This window comes from Geobacter sp. SVR (assembly GCF_016865365.1).
GTDB lineage: Bacteria > Desulfobacterota > Desulfuromonadia > Geobacterales > Pseudopelobacteraceae > Pelotalea.
In genome coordinates this window covers 3,835,956-3,853,747 of record NZ_AP024469.1, presented here as the reverse complement: position 1 = coordinate 3,853,747, position 17,792 = coordinate 3,835,956, and the positions used below count along the sequence as shown (strand labels likewise).

The window sequence follows — 17,792 nt, the reverse complement described above, 5'->3', positions numbered from 1 at the left end:
ACTCGCCTGTTTCAGCTCAGAGACAATGGGATAACAATGAAAATACTGCCCTCGGACGGTACATACGCCACATTCTGCGACCTGACGACAGGCTACCGGATGGTGTCGATCCTGATGCAGGCCGTGGAATGCGGCATCATCGAGGCGGTTGGCCAGAATGGATGCAGCCTGACGGAGGTGCTGGCGACTGGCGGGATGAAAGAGCAAGAGGGGGCGCGCTTCCTGGAACTGCTGGTGCGGCTCGGCGTTTTGGAACAGTACGACCAGCATCTCTATCTCTCGCAGTTTTCAAGGAGATACCTGCTGGGCGAGAGTGGGCTGAACCAGCTGAAGGTGCTGGAATTCGAGAAGCTGCTGATGGACAAGTGGAAGGGGCTGGGTGCGGTCCTGCGCAACGGCCAAGGGGGCCGCTCCGAGGATCTGGCTCCCGAAGAGCTGCAGCAGCGCCGCCGGCTTTTTCAGGAGGCCATGCACGGGGCGGCCCTGGTGCGGGCGCAGGAGTTGTGGGATGCGCTGCCGGTTCCTTTCGCGGCGGGCACGCTCATCGATATCGGCACTGGCGACGGCACCTATCTCAAGACTTTCCTGGAACGTCATGCCGGTTGGCACGCCGTGGCCTGCGACCTCGAGGACACACTGGCACTGGCAGCCTTTGCAGCGGATGCTCCGGTCAGCCTTCAACCCTGCAACCTGCTCGATCCGCAGGAGTCGGCCGCCTTTGTCCGCCGTCATGCCGGCAGCGCCTCAATCCTGCTGCTGTCGAATCTGATCCACTGCTACGGGCCGCAGGAGGTGGAAGCCATGTTCCTCCGGCTGGGTGAAACCGTGCAGGATGACGGACTGCTGGTGATTCACGACTTTTTCACCGATGGCAACGATTTCGGTGCTCTGTACGATGCGCACATGCTGGTCAACACCTACAATGGCCGCGCTTACAGCATCGAGGAAACCAGTCGCATGGTGCGCTCGGCCGGATTCAGCCATGTCGAGATCCTTGAACTTCCCTCCTATTCCCATGCCATTGTGGCCACCCGCCATCCCCGGGTCGACAGCAGGACCGACCGAATCGCCGTGCTGCGCAGGAAGGCCCTCGCGCTCGGATTTTTCGAGGCCAATGGCATCGACCCCGCCCTGATCCGGATCGAACCGTGGGTCAAGGCCAAGTGCAGCTACGGCTGTTCATGCTACGGTCGCAAATGGAGTTGTCCCCCCCATTCGATGGGAACGGGCGAATTCCGGGAGCTTCTGGCCTGTTATTCCAAGGCAATCGTCGTAGCCGGACAGCCGCCGCTGGAAGCGTTCCAGAGGGGGCTGCTGGAGCTGGAAAAAGAGGCCTTTCTGCAGGGCAGCAAGAAGGCGCTGGTATTCTCCGGCGGACCGTGCTGCTGGTGCGAAAGCTGCGACGAGCGCGCCTGCCGCTTCCCGGAAAAGCGTCGCCCCTCGCTGGAATCCTGCGGCTGCGACGTGTTCGCCCTGGCGGAAGCTTGCGGCATTACGGTGCGCCCGATCAGGAACAATGACGATTTCGTCCAGTATATCGGCCTGCTGCTGGTAGAGTAGGCAGCTTACCAGTTTTTGCTGTTTCCCTCAGCTTACATCTACACTTGACGACAATTATCACCCCCTAAGTCCTCCCCCTCTCCTCTCACTTTCGAAAGTTGACAAGCAGCTCTCTGTCTTTAACAATTGTTAATATGTGGGGTGAAGAGCCAAGCCTCAGGTGACCGGGGACCGGAAAACCATGGGGCTCAGACTGTTGTGAGATGCATTCAGCCATGTAAGACTAACCGTGGCCGTTAAATGTTCAGGATCTCAGTCGGCTTGCCGGAAGAAAACGACCGTGAAAGTTACGGCGGCGCAGTCCGGCTTCGTTTTTTTAGATGATGGTACAACAAGGGGACTTGGGATCGGCACATGAAAAGGGGGATCTGTTCCGTACATATCTGATAGGACTAAATAGGAGGGACGCGCCTGATCATCTGGACTTTACCCCGATCGGAGGGGAGGAGAATATGGCCATGCGAATGGAAAACCGTCTAGCAATACTTTGCTTACGTTCCTTCATGTTGGTTCTGTTATCGGTAACCTCACTTACCGGCTGCTCCGTTCACCTTTTTAAGCCTAAAGAGCCCAAGATGGAAGTCGAGAAAGAGTTTGCAGGCAAAGGAGGAACCAAGCGTACTTATTTGAGCCTGCAGGCTGAAGTGATAGCCTTTTCGGACCAATATACCGCGCGGGTCTGGGAGGAGATGGATAAAATTTTGGAGAAAATAGATGATCCCACAAAACGCATTGCCCTTAAATACAGAAGAGTCTCATTGATCTCTTCCGTTATGCGGGTGGCTGCCGACCGCAACCCTGCGGCCAATCTTCTGGATATGGTTGTATTTATTACCCTGCAACGCATGGTTGTCGAGGAATACTGGATACCGAAAGTTTATGGCCCGGAGGCCAAGGATTTAGTGGGAATCTACATGCAGTTTGAGAAAGAAATCTGGTCCTTGGCCGGGGAAATGCTCAGCCCCGGCCAGCTCCGGGAGTTGCGGGACATGATCAAAGCATGGCGGGCTGCCCACCCTCAACAATATTATGTTACTGATGTCCGGCTCAAGGAGCTGACCGGGTTGAGAGGCAAATATCCCGGTGAGAGAACACAAGAAGTCGACAGCTTGCTGGGACAGATGCAGAAATCTCTTGAAAAGGTTGACGAGGCTTTGCTCACGGCGGAGCGCGCCATGTTTTACTTCCAGCGTATGCCCCGAATTATGACGCTCCAGACCGACCTGTTGATGGATCAAGTCGCCGTTAAACCCGAGGTCAGGCAGCTTGAGGATGAAGTTGGACGGTTAACCAAAGCCTTTGAAAATGCGTCACAAACGTTTCAGAGCCTCCCCGGTACGGTGAACAAAGAACGCAGAGAGACCATTCGTCAATTGACGGACTGGCTCGACAAAGAACACGAAAGACTGGTGTCTGATGTGGAAGCGAATGAGCCACTGATTAAAGATACTGTGGTTGAATTACGGCTGGCTTTGGCAGTAGGCAATGACCTTGTCAAATCTATTGATGTGTTAACTGCCCGGCTGCATGCTCAAAGACTTGAAGATGGCTCGCCTCCGATTGATTATGTGAAAACTTTGGATAAGGCCAGTGAGATGGCACGTCAATTAAAAGAGCTGGTTGTGATGATGAATGCATTTGTTGCCGGCGAGGAAGCCGAGGAAAAGCCTGCAGCATTGAGCAAAGCCCTAAGCGAGATCAATACTCGGAGCGAGTCTGTCTTGAATCATATCTTTTTTCTGGCTGCCGGGCTGATTCTCCTGTTTTTTGTGTGCCTTCTATGCTACCGATATCTCGTCAGGCGCCTGGATTCGCCTCGGGCATCAGGGTGAAAAAAAGAGAAAAAGGGCGTAGAGAGGATGAATAATGGACAAGCTTGCTGAGTCCTCGCGTTAAAAACGGTTCAACATTTTTTTGCCCCCATCCCGAATCGGAACCGCATGAAGATTGCCATCGTCGAAAACCCGCGCCCACTCTCGATCGAGCACTACAATGACGTCGCCAATGCGCCGCTCTCGGCCAGCCTCAACAGCGGTTACGCCCTGGCCGTAGCCCGTGCCTGCGGCTGGGACACGGTCTATCTGGACTTCAGCGGCAGTCAGGCGGACGAAGTAGCTATTAGTTGCCTGATCTTGGCGGAGCAGGCTGATATCGTGCTGTTTCACTGGGTCTATGCCTGGGGCCACGAACCCGTCGTCGTGGCTGTGCTGGACCTGCTGAAGCGGGCCGAAACGCCCCTGATCGGCGCCTTTGGACTCTTTCCCACCCTGGCTTGCCGGCGTCTGTCGGGCTTTGCCCCCCAGCTCGACTTCATCCTGGTGGGGGAGTTCGAGCAGACGCTGCACGACCTGTTGCAGCAGGTCCGCCCCGGTCAGGTACCCGGCCCCTGCGCAGGGCTCTACCGGGCAGGGCAGGAGATGGTTCGCAGGGCAGCCTTGGCCGACCTGTCCCGGCTGCCGGTCCCGGACGATATGGGAGCCAATCTTGCTCATGGCGCCTTGAACATTGCCGCCAGCCGGGGCTGCTTCGGCGACTGCGGTTTCTGCTTCATCAACGTCTACTACGGCTGCCGGAAACGCCGCGAGAGAAGCGTGGAATCTCTGGCGCACGAGTTGGAAACGCGTCTGGCACGCCGGGAGGTGCGGCAGGTCTATTTTGTGGACCCAACCTTCATCGGTCATAGTGCGGAGCAGAAGGAGCGTATCGCCGCCATCGGAGAGGTTGTGCAGGCCCATCATGTGCCATTCGGATTCGAAGCGCGGGTCGATACTATCACTGACGATCTGGTGGCTCCTCTGGTCAGAAATGGCGCCTCCAGTATTTTTCTGGGCATTGAATCCGGCTGCGAAGCGGCCCTGCAGCGCATGAACAAGCGCATCACACCGGAGCAGATCGCTGCTGCGGTTGCCTGCGTTCGCAACCACGGCCTGCGCCTCTCGGCCGGATTTATCATGTTCGAACCGGATACGACCCGGGAGGAGTTGCTGCGGAACTACGGCTTCCTCGATCGCCTGGGACTGTTGTCCGATCACGACCAGACCATCAACATGCTGTATCACAGCCAGATCGTGCTGTTCGGCTCCAGGGGCTGGTCCCGCTTCGAAAGCGCCGGCCGGTTGGTGGCCGATCCCAGCCGTCCCTTTGAAGCCAGCTATCGATTCAAGGATGCCCAGGTAGCAAAGGTCTGCTCCGCCATGAGAGGGCTTGCAACCGCCTATTTCACCGGAGTCGATGCGCTTCACCGGCAGGCAGGCGCCACAGCCGGAGAGCGGCACGATCCCGGTTGCCCAAAAGGATTTACCATCGATGACGACGCACTCAACCGCCTTCTGAAGGAGGGCTTCCTGGCGTTCGTGAAGCATGCCGGCAGGTGCACTCCCGGGGAATTTGCGGTATTGGAGAGGAACTTCATACGCCAAGTGCAGGATTGCCTGGCAGGCTGAGAAGCCAATGAACCCAGGCCCTTATTCCGGACGACCCATGATCCTGCACATCGTACAGCGCTGCATCATAGTGACAATCCCGGCCTATCTCGGCTATGTGCTGCTGGTCTTTCTGCTGCAGCGCCAGATCCTGTATCCCGGCCGCTTTATTCAGGTGCCACCCGGCCATCAGCCTCCGGCCGGCGTCGAAGCGCTGGAATTGGCCGGCGCTGCCGGCCGCGGCAAGGCATGGCTGATGCCGCCCCTCAGGCTGAAACCGGGCGAGCGCCGCCCGCTGCTGATTTTCTTTCACGGCAATGGTGAGGTGATCGATGTTCTGCCGGAGCAGATGGAGGGTTTCCGGCGGATGGGTATGGGGGTGCTGCTGGTGGAGTATCCAGGCTACGGCGGCTCGCCGGGGAGCCCCAGCGAGGAGATCCTGACCGGGACTGCTCTGGCTGCCTATGACGCCGTTGCCGCACGACCGGAGGTAGATCCCGCTTGGATCGTGATCTTCGGGCGCTCGCTGGGGGGCGGCCCGGCCTGTGCGCTGGCGGCCCGCCGTCCCAGCCGTGCGCTGATACTGCAGTCGACCTTTACCTCTACCAGACCCTTTGCCCGCAGGTTTCTGGTCCCCGGTTTTCTCGTCAGGGACACCTTCGATAACGCCGCCGTACTGGCGCAGTATCGGCAGCCGGTCCTGCTGATGCACGGCAGCCGCGACACAACCGTACCCCCCTGGCACAGCCGCCGGCTGGCACAACTGGCGCCGCACGCCAGGCTGATCGAGTATCCCTGCGGTCACAACGACTTCCCGCCGGACTGGGATCAATTCTATCGGCAGATTGCAGGCTTTCTGAAAGATGCGGGGGTAGGAGCGGTGGACTAGAAGGTTGTTGAAAAACAAAAATGAAAGGCCCGCACTGTTTCGCGGGCCCCTTTTGTCTGTTTCCGTGCACCCTGTTCAAGGGTCATTCCGGTACGCTGACGCCTCCGGACGGATACTGCTTCTGACTATGGCATTCGGGAGCAGCTTCCTCTATAGTCTAACCCTCCTTTGCGTCGGCAGTCAGTTGCTTGGTAGCGCTACCTGATTCAACTATATCCCCGAAAACCAAAAATAACAGCCTATTCTTTTAAAATTTTTGCCGCTATAATGAACAACTGTGTCTGAGACGCAATCTTGGCGTTTTTTCACGATTTTTCGTCATTTCCGCGTAGCGGATCGAAGAGCGACTCCATTCCATTGACCTTGATCTCGTAGACCGTTCCCAACATCTCCCCCAACTTGCCTTTGGGAAATCCCTGACGGCTGAACCAGACGACATAGGGTTCCGGCAGATCGATCAGCAGGCGTCCTCGGTACTTGCCGAAGGGCATGCGGGTGCGTGCCAGTTCCATCAAAAACTGCGGATCGTATTCCAGGGTCACCATGGTTGGTCTCGGTAATGTTCGTGTGAGGGTAAGAGTGGGGGGCGCGGGATTCGGAGCATTTCCGCCCGAAACGGCAGCGACCCCGGAAAGGATTCTCCGGGGTCGCTGCAGCAACGTCGCAATTCGGCTACTAGATGATTTCCAGCAGCTCGATTTCGAAGGTCAGGTCTTCACCTGCGAGAGGATGGTTGGTGTCGAAAGTGACGCTGTCCTCCTGTACTTCAACAACAGTCACTTCGAACTCTTCGTCGTCTTCGTTGGAGATGGTCAGTTCATCCCCCACTTCCGGTTTCAGGTCTTCCGGCATGTCGCTGCGGGGCACATTGAAGACCTTCTCGGTGTCATACTCGCCAAAGGCGTCCTTGGCCGGAATGGTCACGCTTTTCTTCTCGCCCGGGGCCATACCCACCAGGGCCTCCTCGATCTGGGTGAAAAACTCTCCTCCACCGATGGTCAGTTCCATCGGTCCGGTTTCTTCACCGCAACCGCAGCCGCAATCTTCGGATTCGCATTCTTCAGTTTCGCACTCCTGATCTTCAAGAGTCGAATCGAATACCGTGCCGTCTTCCAGTGTGCCAGTATAATTGATACGTACTTTGTCGCCTTTTTTTGCCTGGGCCATTGTCATGCCTTTCAAAGTGTTGTACGGCTTGTGAGCCGGTATGGGACGGACTGCAGGAAAAAGGAAGCGAGCACTGCTCAAGGGCATGCCCGCAATTGTTTCCAGCCTGAACCGATTTCATCATACCCGATTTATCCCCGGATTCAACCTACTTTTTGCGCGCACGGAATTTTACAGCTTCTCCGATCGAGCAGATATCTTTGGGAGTTGCGGTCACGGGTTCAGGAAGGTTGCCGGCATGTTCATCACTTGACTCTATATTTAAAAATACTTAGTGTACAGGTGCTTTTCTTGAGCCATACGGTCTGGAGGTTGAGGCATGATTACCGCACTTCTGGAAGGGAACAGACGTTTCGTATCGGAGGTCTTCGACCGGGAGCGGGACTATTTCGAGGACCTGGCCAAGCAGCAGCGTCCGACCGTGCTCTGGATCGGCTGTTCCGATTCGCGCGTACCGGTCAATACCATCACGCAGACCAGGCCGGGTGAGGTCTTCGTGCACCGCAATGTCGCCAACATCGTGGCCACCAACGATTGGAACCTGTCGGCCGTGCTGGAGTTCTCGATCAATCACCTGCGGATTCCGGACATCGTTGTCTGCGGACATTACGGCTGCGGCGGCATAGCGGCGCTGGACGGAGACAGCAAGGAGGACCGCTATATCCCCATCTGGCTGAACAATGCCTGCAAGGCGCGCGACAGGGTGGACGACAAGCTCAGGGAACTGCATATCGAACTCCCGCCGGGACAGCGCATGAACTTGATTGTCGAGGAGAATGTCCGCCTGCAACTGGAACATCTTCAGGAGTACCCCTTTGTCCGGACGGCAATGGAGGCCGGCATCATGGCACTGCACGGATGGGTGTACGACATGTCCAGCGGTGACATCAAGGTTGTGCAGCGCAACACAATCGCTTGCCGTTACTGACAGACAGATCAGAGGAGGTTCACCATGAATCTGCACGCCACCCGCACCACGATTCTCGACCAGGGTGATCCCGAAACGAAGCGGGCCGAGATCCTGGAATACTTCCACAAGACGTTCGACATTGACGAAAAACTGTACGATACCCTCAGGTACGACCAGACTTTCTACCTGCGGGCCGACCGGCTGCGGCACCCGCTGATTTTCTATTTCGGCCATACAGCCACCTTTTTCATCAACAAGCTGACCATCGCCCGGGTGATCGACCGGCGCATCAACCCGAAATACGAATCGATGTTCGCCGTGGGAGTGGACGAGATGTCCTGGGATGACCTGGACGAACGGCACTACGACTGGCCCTCTCGCCAGCAGGTCAAGGCCTACCGCGACCAGGTCCGCGAGGTGGTGGATCAACTGATCCGCACCCTGCCGCTGACCCTGCCGATCACCTGGGAATCCCCCTGGTGGGCCATCATGATGGGCATCGAGCACGAACGCATCCATCTGGAAACCTCCTCGGTGCTGATTCGCCAGCTGCCGATCGACCAAGTGGTGCAGCTCCCGTTCTGGGACATCTGCTGCGAGGTGGGCGAGCCACCTGCCAACGAGCTGGTGACGGTGCCGGGGGGCACGGTAGTGCTGGGCAAACCGCGCGATCATGCCCTGTACGGCTGGGACAACGAATACGGCTCGCACAAGGCCGAAGTGGCCGAATACAATGCAGCCCGCTTTTTGGTCTCCAACCGTGAGTTTCTGGAGTTCGTGGAGGCCGGCTGCTACCACGACCGGCAGTGGTGGACCGAGGAGGGCTGGAGCTGGCGCGAGTTCAAGCAGGCCGGGCATCCGCTGTTCTGGATCAAGGGCGAGGACGGCTGGCGCCTGCGGACCATGGCCTCCGAGATCCCGCTGTCCTGGAACTGGCCGGTGGAGGTCAACTACCTGGAGGCCAAGGCCTTCTGCACCTGGAAAGCGGCCCGGACCGGCAAGGCGATCCGTTTGCCGACCGAGGACGAGTGGAACCGGCTGCGGGATGTCTGCGAGATCCCGGACCAGCCTTACTGGGACAAGGCCCCCGGCAACGTCAACCTGGAGCATTGGTGCTCGTCCTGCCCGGTAGACAGATTCAAAACCGGCGAGTTCTTCGACGTGATCGGCAATGTCTGGCAGTGGACCGAAACCCCGATCTATCCCTTCCACGGTTTCGAGATTCACCCCTGGTATGACGACTTCTCGACCCCCACCTTCGACACCAAGCACAACCTGATCAAGGGGGGCTCCTGGATTTCAACCGGGAACGAGGCCACGCGCGATTCGCGCTACGCCTTCCGGCGCCACTTCTTCCAGCATGCCGGTTTCCGCTATGTGGAGAGCGCCGCGGCGGTCGTCATCCACGACGATCAATACGAGAGCGACGCCCTGGCAGCCCAGTATTGCGACGCCCACTACGGCCCCCGGCATTTCGGTGTTCCCAATTTCTCCGTCACGATGGCCGGTATTTGCCTCGAACAGATGCAAGGGCGGACATTCGGCCATGCCCTGGATCTGGGCTGTGCCGTTGGCCGGGCCGCCTTCGAGCTGGCCAGGGGAGGTTTCGAGCAGGTAACCGGGCTGGATTTCTCGACCCGCTTCTTCCGCCTGGCGGCCCGCATGCAGGAGGTGGGCTACCTGCGCTACGCCTTCCCGGAGGAGGGGGAGGTCGTCTCCTTCCACGAGATCGGTCTCACCGAGCTTGGGCTGGAGAGTGCGCGTGAGCGGGTGCGGTTCTCTCAGGCCGACGCCTGCAACTTGCCGGAGAAATTCACCGGCTACGACCTGGTGATGGCGGCCAATCTGATCGACCGGCTTTACTCGCCGCGCAGGTTTCTGACCACGATTCACGAGCGCATCAATCCGGGAGGGCTGCTGGTGATAGCCTCCCCCTACAGTTGGTCCGAGGAGTACACCAGGAGGGATGAGTGGCTGGGGGGCTACCGCGATGCCGGGGAGCCGGTCTGGACCCTGGATGGGCTCAAGGAAGCGCTGGCGCCGCACTTCCGCATGAAGGGCGAGCCGCGCGACGTGCCGTTCGTGATCCGCGAGACCCGCAGGAAGTTTCAGCATTCGGTGGCCGAGGTGACGGTATGGGAGTTGGTGTGAAAGCGGATAGTCAAACCCTGAGCGGTGTCTGCCAGGGACTGGCGCAACGGCCGGCGGACGCGACGCTGAGTTCTACCAAACGATGGCGGTACGCCCACCCGACGGTCTTCTACAGGCAGTGCACCGGTGTCAGGCTGATCAGCCTGGCGGTACTGGCCCTGATCGGCTGGCTGGACTACATCACGGGCTACGAGTTCGGATTCTTCATCTTTTACTTCATCCCGGTCGCCATCTCCGCGTGGTATTGCGGCCGGCGGGCCGGAATTCAGATAGCCGTCGGCTCCGCCATCGTCTGGTACCTGTCGGACAGGTACACCTTCCATCCCTATTCGCGGGCTTACTTCATCTACTGGGAGATGTTCATGCGCCTGCTGTCGTTTCTGACCACCGCCCTGACGGTGGCCCGCATCAGGGAGCTGGTGCTGAACGAGGAGCGGATGCTCTCGGAACTGCTGCAGGTCCGGCAGGAACTCAATCTGCTGAGGCAACGCGATGGTGGTGGGGATTTGAGCAAGAGTAAATGATGAAGGCAAAGCCAAGGGCCTTGAGGAGAAGTTCGGTACTTGTCTGGAAGAAATGTTCCATTCGGGTGGATCGCCAGTTCACGTGCGTGTGCGTGAACTGGTCAATAACGAGTTGGACAATAAATGAGACATAGTGCCTACACAAACACATAGCGCTGTTGTTTATGTAACATTAGGATGGAGATAAAAATGTACTTAACTAGTGATGTGCTTTTATGGAAGCCAACAATGAGTGGCTCTTTCAGTTCTGGAAACGCCATTAGAAATAAAAGAGCCTATGAAATTTTAGTTCATGCTGAAACAATCCTTGACAGTGCAGCCAATGATCTCCATCTGATCGACTGTATAGCTAATTTGAAAAGAGCAATTAACAGCCGGCTAAAAACACTAAATGAAATTTATAATTTCCTTAGGGTAAACCCCCGGCTCTGCCGGGGGACCCCAATAGTTTGACAGTTCCTGAAATATGTAGAAGCCTCCCTAACGTGAACCGCTCAAAGTACACGAAAAGGAGGCTTCAATGGACGACACACAAAGTTTATGCCACACGAAATGGGATTGCAAGTATCACGTTGTATGGATTCCAAAATGTCGCCGCAAGGTGCTGTTTGGTCGAATCCGGAAATATCTTGCCGACTTGTTTCATAGTCTAGCCAGGCAGAAAGAGTGCAAGATAGTGGAAGGGCACCTTCAACCTGATCATATTCACATATTGATATCGATCCCACCAAAATACTCCGTTGCACAGGTGATCGGTTTCATCAAGGGCAAAAGTGCAATCCATATTGCGCGAATGTACCTTGGTCAGAAGAAGAACTTTGCTGGTATGAGCTTTTGGGCACGTGGCTACTTTGTATCCACTGTCGGTGCTGACGAGGAAACAATTGCCAACTACATCAGGAACCAGGAAGACGAAGACAAACGTCTGGATCAATTGACATTTTTGCCCGAAGAATGACCACCACTCGTGGTGGTCAGATAATCTTTTGAAAAAACCGCTTCGAGCGGTTCACGACTTTGAAAGCCCCCGGCTTTGCCGGGGGATGCTTACTTTAACATAATTTTTAAAAGCAGAACTCCTAATAGATTGCTGGAACAGCTAGCATTACTAGACATTGTCAAGCCTATGATGCTAGAGAAGCTTATTTTGATTAGAAATGAACTTGAACATGAAGATAAAGCGCCCCCAACTAGGGAAAGAATCTTAGAGTTTGCAGAGTTAACTTGGTATTTCCTTAAGTCTACTGATAATCTAGTTAATTACATTGTAGAAGAGTTTAATATCGTGCCAACTGATAAAGTTATTGCAAAATACTATTGGTTAAATATTAAAGGAGATTTAATACCAGGAAATAATATTGAATTACACGGATGGATTAAGCCGATATATATTTCAAACAAGTCACTACCAAACTGGATTAAACTAATTGAACCTGAACTTGAGACAAGATCTCAAATGATTAAAAAACTTAACCCAAACAATTTGGAATTAAAATTTGACAAAGAATATGGGGGACGTGGTAAAAACGCAAACGATTTATTTTTAAAAGCAAAACTATGTCTATCAGATCATATTTTTTGGAATATATGCAAACTATATTTCTCTTCTGGCATATGAATATTAACTGGAATTGTGTAGTTAGAAAGTATGTCCAACACCTAACCCAAAAGCCGTCAGGTGATCTCCCATACCGTTGGATGTGAAAAGGAAAATCAAGTGGATGACAAACCAGTGGATACAACAGGCAAAGTTGGGCTCATTATTCCCGGTATCATGTCACTGGTAGTTGGCCTTATTGTTTTTTATCCCTGGAGTGTATTTCGCAAAGTCTATCATTTTGAGACTATTGCGAAATGAATTGCCTGATGGTCTCTTTGCTTTCATCACAGTATTCATTGGAATAATAGGAATAATCCTTTTATTGCTTGCATATCAATTTTTCACCGGGAAGGTCGGCGGACAACATATTTCAGCACCAATTTTAACCTTTGCAAGCGTCTGTTTCATTGCAATGTCTGCCGTAATTGCTGTAGTGGCATATGTATTCAGAGCTATGCCAGCAGGATATCAAACTGGAAGGGGTATCGGGGGAGGGGTTGCAATCGGATGTTTAGGGCTGTGGTTTGCATACAAGAGAAAAAGAGGAGCATTCAACCAGGAAAATGCTCCGGGTCGAAAAACCGTCCGGTGATCTCCGGCCCGTGGGCGAGAGAAATGGGAATTCAGCGCGAATTGCTCTGCTCTTATCGAAGATCATGAGGTGAAAATGCCGGATATACAATTGCATTCTGACGAAAACACCATTGTGGAACGGCTTCGCGAAGAGTTAGCCAAATCTGAGCCTACTCGTAAAAAGCGAATCATTGAGAAGTTTGTTCTAGCAGATTTAGGCAGCATACCCTGGGTCGGTGGCTTTTTGAGTGCCGCAGCAAGTTATAAGGCAGAGGGCAGCTCGATAAAGCAGAATAATTTACAGACCCAATGGCTTGAAGAGCACCAAGGAAAACTAAATGATCTTCGAGAAGCCCTGGAGGAAATACAGCGTAGATTTGAGATGTTAGGAGAATCAGTAGACGAAAGGATTCAGAGCGAGGAGTATCTCGGTCTTGTTAGGAAAGCTTTCCGCATCTGGAATGATGCTGACATATCAGAAAAACGACGCTACGCAGTAAATATAGTTACTAACTCTGCAGGCACAAGGGTCTGTTCGGATGACGTAGTTAGGCTTTTTCTTGACTGGCTAGAGCTTTATCACGAAAGTCATTTTGCTATAATTCGAGAAATTTACAGCAATCCCGCCTCTACACGCTTCGAAATATGCTCAGAAATCTATGGCGATGTTCCACGAGAAGACTCAGCTGAAGCCGACTTGTACAAATATCTCATCAGAGATTTAAGCACAGGTGGTGTAATTAGGCAGGAACGAGATATTAACCATCTAGGCCAGTTTGTGCGCAAAAAGCCTATTAGGACTCGCAAGGGTGCAGCTCCGGCAACGATGGAATCGGCCTTTGAGGATTCTAAACCGTATGTTCTTACTGACTTGGTAGACAATTTGTCCATTACACTATGAACGAAGTTGCAACGCGCATCGGCTGAATTAGGATTAATGTGGCGTAAATAAAGAAATAGCAGGCAGGATGCAAAACGTTTGCCTAGTATAAAACCGCCGCCGTCCAGGCTAATTCAATTGCTTGAAGAGGAAAGAAGCGATTTAGTGTTGCCATTGCTGTCCTTTTTCGTGATGATGCCTTTATCGATTGTCGGACTACGATTAAGAATAAGCCTCTAAGGTGTGAATATATGAAAAAAAGTGGCAGTATCAGGTCGAAAAGGGAAGAGGGCAGTTCAGTAATCATTGCCCGGCAGGACCACGGCATTTCCCGCAAACTCATGAGCCCGAACGCCCTGCGGGTCCTCTACCGCTTGAAGGATAACGGCTTTGTCGGCTATCTCGTGGGCGGCTGCGTGCGCGACCTGCTGCTCGGCCGGGAGCCGAAGGATTTCGACGTGGTAACCAACGCCACCCCCGGCGAGATAAAGCGGATCTTCCGCAACTGCCGCCTGATCGGGCGGCGCTTCCGTCTGGCGCACATCCATTTCCTGGACGAGATCATCGAAGTGGCGACCTTCCGCTCCCAGGCTTCCAACGAGCCGGAACCCGAACCGGAGGAGGGAAATGGGACGGAACAGCGGCAGCGGCACCCGCGCATGCTGAAGGATGAGGAGGGCATGATCCTGCGGGACAACGTCTACGGCACACCCGAAGAGGATGCCCTGCGCCGGGACTTCACCGTCAATGCGCTGTCCTACAACATCGCCGATTTCTCGATCATCGACTACGTCGGCGGCTTGGCCGATCTCAATGCCGGCATCATCCGCATCATCGGCGATCCGGTTGTCCGTTTCCAGGAAGACCCGGTGCGGATGTTGCGTGCGGTGCGGTTTGCCGCCCAGCTCGGCTTTACCATCGAGGAGGGGACCCTGAAGGCGCTGGTGGCCGCGGCCGACACCATCGTCAGGGCGGCACCACCGCGCCTTTACGACGAGATGCTCAAGCTCCTGCTCTCGGGGGAGGGGGACAAGTGCTACGACCTGCTGCGCCACACCGGGCTCTTTGCGGCACTCTTCCCCCATTTCTCGGCCTGGCTCGATGCCGAGAGCGAGGGCTTCCCCCACACCCGGTTCGGCGAAATGCTGGCCTACGTCGATTCCCGCATCCAGCAGGGGGACAAGATCTCCCAACCGTTGCTCCTGGCACTGCTGTTCGGCGAGTACCTGGATGAGAAGGCGGAGAACTTTCGCCGCCAAGGCGCGCCCTGGCAGCAGAGCGTGTATGCCGCTCTCGGAGAGTTCATGGGTGAAGTGTGTCCCATTGTACTGATCACGAATCGTGTCGGGTTTGCCCTGCGCGACATCATTGCCCAGCAGACGCGCCTGAAAAAGGTACCGGGTCGCCGGCCGGAGGCGTTCATCGCCCGCCACGATTTCAACGATATCATCGCATACTGCCGGATCACCCGCGGCGACCAAAAGGAAGTTGCCAGGCAGCTCGACTGGTGGGAAGCCCGTGCGCAGCAGCAGGAGCCGCTGCCGCCGCCGGCCGACTCCTCCGAGGAAACCGAGGCGCCACAGCGGAAGAGACGGAGACGCCGCCGACGAAGGCCGAAGGCGGATAAAAAGCTCGGGTAAATCGAAGAAATCATATTTTCAGAAGATGCTATTTTGCCTATATTCATCGTGGCTTGTCTTCTGTGCCACCCCCTGCGGAGGGGCAGGCAGACGAAGCTTGTGCTGGCATGGGCTGAACTGCACAAGGATGAGCTGATGGCTGACTGGCATCTTGTGATGAACGGCGAGGAGCCATTCAAGATTCAACCGCTTCAATAAAGGATGAGACTATGTGTCCTGCAGTGAAAGAAGTTATTCCCGGCGATAATTATGTTCTTTCAGTTGTCTTCGAGAATGGAGAAGCCGGGCAACTGGACATGAAACCGGTACTGGAATTCGGTGTTTTTCATCGCATCAAGGATTACGATGCCTTCCGACGGGTTCGCGTATCTTTCGACACCATTGAATGGGAGTGTGGAGTGGATTTGGATCCGGAATATGTCTATGCGAGATGTATGGCGAGTAAGGTAGTATAATCATCGGCCGTAATTCTCTTTTTGCACCCTCCCTTGCTTTTTAACTATTCTGTTTATCCTATCGATCTCTTCAGGCGGCTGTAATTTTTCCCTATGGAGCATATCCTTGCCATGACAATCTCCCAGACCTTTGATTTTGATACCATCATCGACCGCCGTGACTCGGCCAGTGAGAAGTGGGACAAGTATGCCGGCCGCGATATCCTGCCGCTGTGGGTGGCGGACATGGACTTCCCGTCTCCGCCGGAGGTGATCGAGGCACTGCGGGAACGGGTCGATCACCGCATCTTCGGTTATACCCATGCTCCCCATGAACTGGTATCAGCGGTGCTGGACCGGCTGCATCAGGAGTACGGTTGGCAGGTGGATCCCAGTTGGCTGGTGTGGCTGCCGGGGCTGGTGTGCGGCCTGAACGTGGCCTGCCGAGCGGTGGGCGCGCAGAATGACGAGGTGATTACCTTCACCCCCATCTATCCGCCTTTCATGTCCGCGCCGGCACTCTCCGGCCGTACGCCGGTCAAGGTGCCGCTGCAATTGCGGGAAGGAAGATGGGAGCTGGACCTGGCCGGGCTGGAGCGGGCCATCACCCCCCGCACGTGGCTGCTGCTGTTGTGCAGCCCCCACAATCCGGTCGGCCGGGTCTGGTCGCGGGAGGAACTGGAAGGCCTGGCGGAGCTAGTTGAACGGCATGACCTGATCGTCTGTTCAGACGAGATCCATGCCGGGCTGGTGCTTGACAGCGACAAGCGCCATCTCCCCTTTGCCAGCCTCAGACCGGAGATCGCCCGCCGCACGATCACGCTCAATGCCCCCAGCAAGACCTACAACATTCCCGGCCTGGGCTGCTCCTTTGCCGTCATCTCCGACCCGGAATTACGTCGTGCTTTCAAGCGCGCCATGGCCGGGATCGTGCCGCACGTCAACCTGTTGGGCTATACCGCCGCCCTGGCTGCGTACCGCCACGGCGAGCCATGGCGTCAGGCGCTGATCGAATCTCTGCGGGGCAATCGGGAACTGGTGCAGGACGCGGTGGCGAAAATGGCGGGGCTGTCGATGGCGCCGGTGGAGGCGACCTACCTGGCCTGGATCGATGCCCGACAGAGTGGGATCGCGGAGCCGGGGCGCTTTTTCGAGGAGGCTGGGGTTGGGTTGTCCGATGGGGCCGATTTCGGCCTGCCCGGCTTTGTCAGGCTGAACTTCGGCTGCCCCCGGGAGCTGCTGGCGGAGGCATTGCGGCGCATGCAGATCGCCTGGACAAGCAGGTGAGTCCCGGGTTGTCGTTCAGTAGCGGGGATAGGCCGTGGCGATGTCGTAGCGGAATGACCTGTCGGGGGCAAGGCGGCTGTTATCATTGACGCAGGCGAACAACAGGATGGCCTCGACCAGGATCAGCAGCAGTATACCGTGAATGTGGGCGCGCTTTTTCATAGTGTCGTCTCCTGTTCCGGAGGGTGCACCTGCCATGTGCCGCCAGATTATTCATAGGGCATGCCATTTTTGAGTTGCAGCAATTACAGGTGGTTACGGAGGGGCGCCACCTGAGATGACGATGACGATTTTAGCAACCGACCGGTACCGGAGACTCATCTGTGTGCGGTGATGCTGCATTTGCAGCGTGTGTTAAAAAATTTGCACGGTAAATAATTTTACTATTCCAATCCGCGGGAACGTGGGTTGGACTTACGGGAGATAAACATGTCGGAGAGTTTGGAAGAACGCATCACCGAATTGGAGCTGCGTTTCATGCATCAGGAACGCACGATTCAGGAACTGAACGAAACGGTTTACCGACAGGAGCAGATCATTGTCCGTCTGGAGCGGAGTTACACCCTGATCAGTGAACAGCTCCGCACCATGAACCCCTCGGCGATCTGTGATCCGGACGAGGAACAGCCGCCCCCGCATTACTGAGCGGAAAGGCGCGAATGCTCGGTCAGCTTTTCTTCGCGCTCATCCCTTGCCAAGAAAACGCTCTATGATACAAAATTAGGACGGCGTCATTATTTCTTGCGAGGCTGCCC

The 17,792-nt window shown here is 55.4% G+C and carries 19 protein-coding genes and 1 pseudogene; 17 read left to right on the top strand and 3 right to left on the bottom strand.

The genetic code is table 11. The features are described 5' to 3' along the window. Positions 1-36 precede the first annotated feature (36 nt). The 4 genes from GSVR_RS17990 (at position 37) to GSVR_RS17975 (ending at position 5,871) form a co-directional block, all read left to right on the top strand. Positions 37-1,560, top strand: a complete 1,524-nt coding sequence (locus GSVR_RS17990; RefSeq protein ID WP_173201976.1) for a DUF2284 domain-containing protein — start codon at positions 37-39, stop codon at positions 1,558-1,560. A gap of 575 nt (positions 1,561-2,135) precedes the next feature. Further along, a complete protein-coding gene (locus GSVR_RS17985) occupies positions 2,136-3,392 on the top strand; it encodes a hypothetical protein (protein ID WP_173201975.1) in 1,257 nt (418 codons plus the stop codon). A gap of 108 nt (positions 3,393-3,500) precedes the next feature. Next, complete coding sequence (locus GSVR_RS17980; RefSeq protein WP_173201974.1) at positions 3,501-5,003, top strand: radical SAM protein; 1,503 nt, start codon at positions 3,501-3,503, stop codon at positions 5,001-5,003. Between the two features lie 37 nt (positions 5,004-5,040). Beyond that, a complete protein-coding gene (locus GSVR_RS17975; RefSeq protein WP_239077377.1) occupies positions 5,041-5,871 on the top strand; it encodes an alpha/beta hydrolase in 831 nt (276 codons plus the stop codon). Between the two features lie 305 nt (positions 5,872-6,176). On the opposite strand, the gene GSVR_RS17970 is transcribed toward GSVR_RS17975, so the two are convergent. Together GSVR_RS17970 and GSVR_RS17965 are read right to left on the bottom strand one after the other, a co-directional pair. Continuing rightward, positions 6,177-6,416: a DUF3820 family protein gene (locus tag GSVR_RS17970; protein ID WP_173201973.1), complete on the bottom strand. Its 240-nt coding sequence runs from the start codon at positions 6,414-6,416 to the stop codon at positions 6,177-6,179. Between the two features lie 130 nt (positions 6,417-6,546). Beyond that, positions 6,547-7,038: a peptidylprolyl isomerase gene (locus tag GSVR_RS17965; RefSeq protein ID WP_173201972.1), complete on the bottom strand. Its 492-nt coding sequence runs from the start codon at positions 7,036-7,038 to the stop codon at positions 6,547-6,549. A gap of 319 nt (positions 7,039-7,357) precedes the next feature. Between GSVR_RS17965 and GSVR_RS17960 the strand changes: the two genes are divergently transcribed. The 12 genes and pseudogenes from GSVR_RS17960 to GSVR_RS17905 all read left to right on the top strand — a co-directional run bounded on the left by GSVR_RS17960 (position 7,358) and on the right by GSVR_RS17905 (position 17,037). Continuing rightward, positions 7,358-7,966: a carbonic anhydrase gene (locus GSVR_RS17960; RefSeq protein WP_173201971.1), complete on the top strand. Its 609-nt coding sequence runs from the start codon at positions 7,358-7,360 to the stop codon at positions 7,964-7,966. Positions 7,967-7,990: 24 nt separating this feature from the next. Further along, the gene (gene ovoA / locus GSVR_RS17955) at positions 7,991-10,099 is read left to right on the top strand and encodes a 5-histidylcysteine sulfoxide synthase (RefSeq protein WP_173201970.1); all 2,109 of its coding nucleotides are present in this window, start codon (positions 7,991-7,993) and stop codon (positions 10,097-10,099) included. Next, positions 10,096-10,623: a DUF4118 domain-containing protein gene (locus tag GSVR_RS17950; protein WP_173201969.1), complete on the top strand. Its 528-nt coding sequence runs from the start codon at positions 10,096-10,098 to the stop codon at positions 10,621-10,623. The genes ovoA and GSVR_RS17950 overlap by 4 nt, the downstream gene beginning before the upstream one ends. Positions 10,624-10,812: 189 nt before the next feature. Next, positions 10,813-11,076: a hypothetical protein gene (locus GSVR_RS17945; RefSeq protein ID WP_173201968.1), complete on the top strand. Its 264-nt coding sequence runs from the start codon at positions 10,813-10,815 to the stop codon at positions 11,074-11,076. Positions 11,077-11,143: 67 nt separating this feature from the next. Next, positions 11,144-11,581: an IS200/IS605 family transposase gene (gene tnpA / locus GSVR_RS17940; RefSeq protein ID WP_173196373.1), complete on the top strand. Its 438-nt coding sequence runs from the start codon at positions 11,144-11,146 to the stop codon at positions 11,579-11,581. 189 nt (positions 11,582-11,770) lie between these two features. Beyond that, positions 11,771-12,241 (top strand): hypothetical protein, encoded by a 471-nt coding sequence (locus tag GSVR_RS17935; protein ID WP_173200229.1) that lies wholly within the window; start codon positions 11,771-11,773, stop codon positions 12,239-12,241. 241 nt (positions 12,242-12,482) lie between these two features. Beyond that, complete coding sequence (locus GSVR_RS17930) at positions 12,483-12,815, top strand: hypothetical protein (protein WP_173200227.1); 333 nt, start codon at positions 12,483-12,485, stop codon at positions 12,813-12,815. 75 nt (positions 12,816-12,890) lie between these two features. Then, the gene (locus GSVR_RS17925) at positions 12,891-13,697 is read left to right on the top strand and encodes a hypothetical protein (protein ID WP_203978721.1); all 807 of its coding nucleotides are present in this window, start codon (positions 12,891-12,893) and stop codon (positions 13,695-13,697) included. A gap of 230 nt (positions 13,698-13,927) precedes the next feature. Further along, positions 13,928-15,316 carry a polynucleotide adenylyltransferase PcnB gene (gene pcnB, locus GSVR_RS17920; RefSeq protein WP_173200225.1) on the top strand — a complete coding sequence of 463 codons (1,389 nt, stop codon included), beginning with the start codon at positions 13,928-13,930 and terminating at the stop codon, positions 15,314-15,316. 84 nt (positions 15,317-15,400) lie between these two features. Then, positions 15,401-15,514 (top strand): annotated as a pseudogene (locus GSVR_RS22460) (DUF4160 domain-containing protein); the annotation flags it as partial. 11 nt (positions 15,515-15,525) lie between these two features. Beyond that, on the top strand, positions 15,526-15,771 hold the full coding sequence (locus tag GSVR_RS17910) for a DUF2442 domain-containing protein (RefSeq protein WP_173200223.1): 246 nt from the start codon (positions 15,526-15,528) through the stop codon (positions 15,769-15,771). Positions 15,772-15,882: 111 nt separating this feature from the next. Continuing rightward, a complete protein-coding gene (locus GSVR_RS17905; protein ID WP_173200221.1) occupies positions 15,883-17,037 on the top strand; it encodes a MalY/PatB family protein in 1,155 nt (384 codons plus the stop codon). 15 nt (positions 17,038-17,052) lie between these two features. Here GSVR_RS17905 and GSVR_RS17900 read toward each other — a convergent pair whose 3' ends face one another. Continuing rightward, positions 17,053-17,199 carry a hypothetical protein gene (locus GSVR_RS17900; RefSeq protein WP_173200219.1) on the bottom strand — a complete coding sequence of 49 codons (147 nt, stop codon included), beginning with the start codon at positions 17,197-17,199 and terminating at the stop codon, positions 17,053-17,055. A 267-nt stretch (positions 17,200-17,466) separates the two neighbouring features. Between GSVR_RS17900 and GSVR_RS17895 the strand changes: the two genes are divergently transcribed. Continuing rightward, on the top strand, positions 17,467-17,682 hold the full coding sequence (locus GSVR_RS17895; protein WP_203978719.1) for a SlyX family protein: 216 nt from the start codon (positions 17,467-17,469) through the stop codon (positions 17,680-17,682). Positions 17,683-17,792 lie beyond the last annotated feature (110 nt).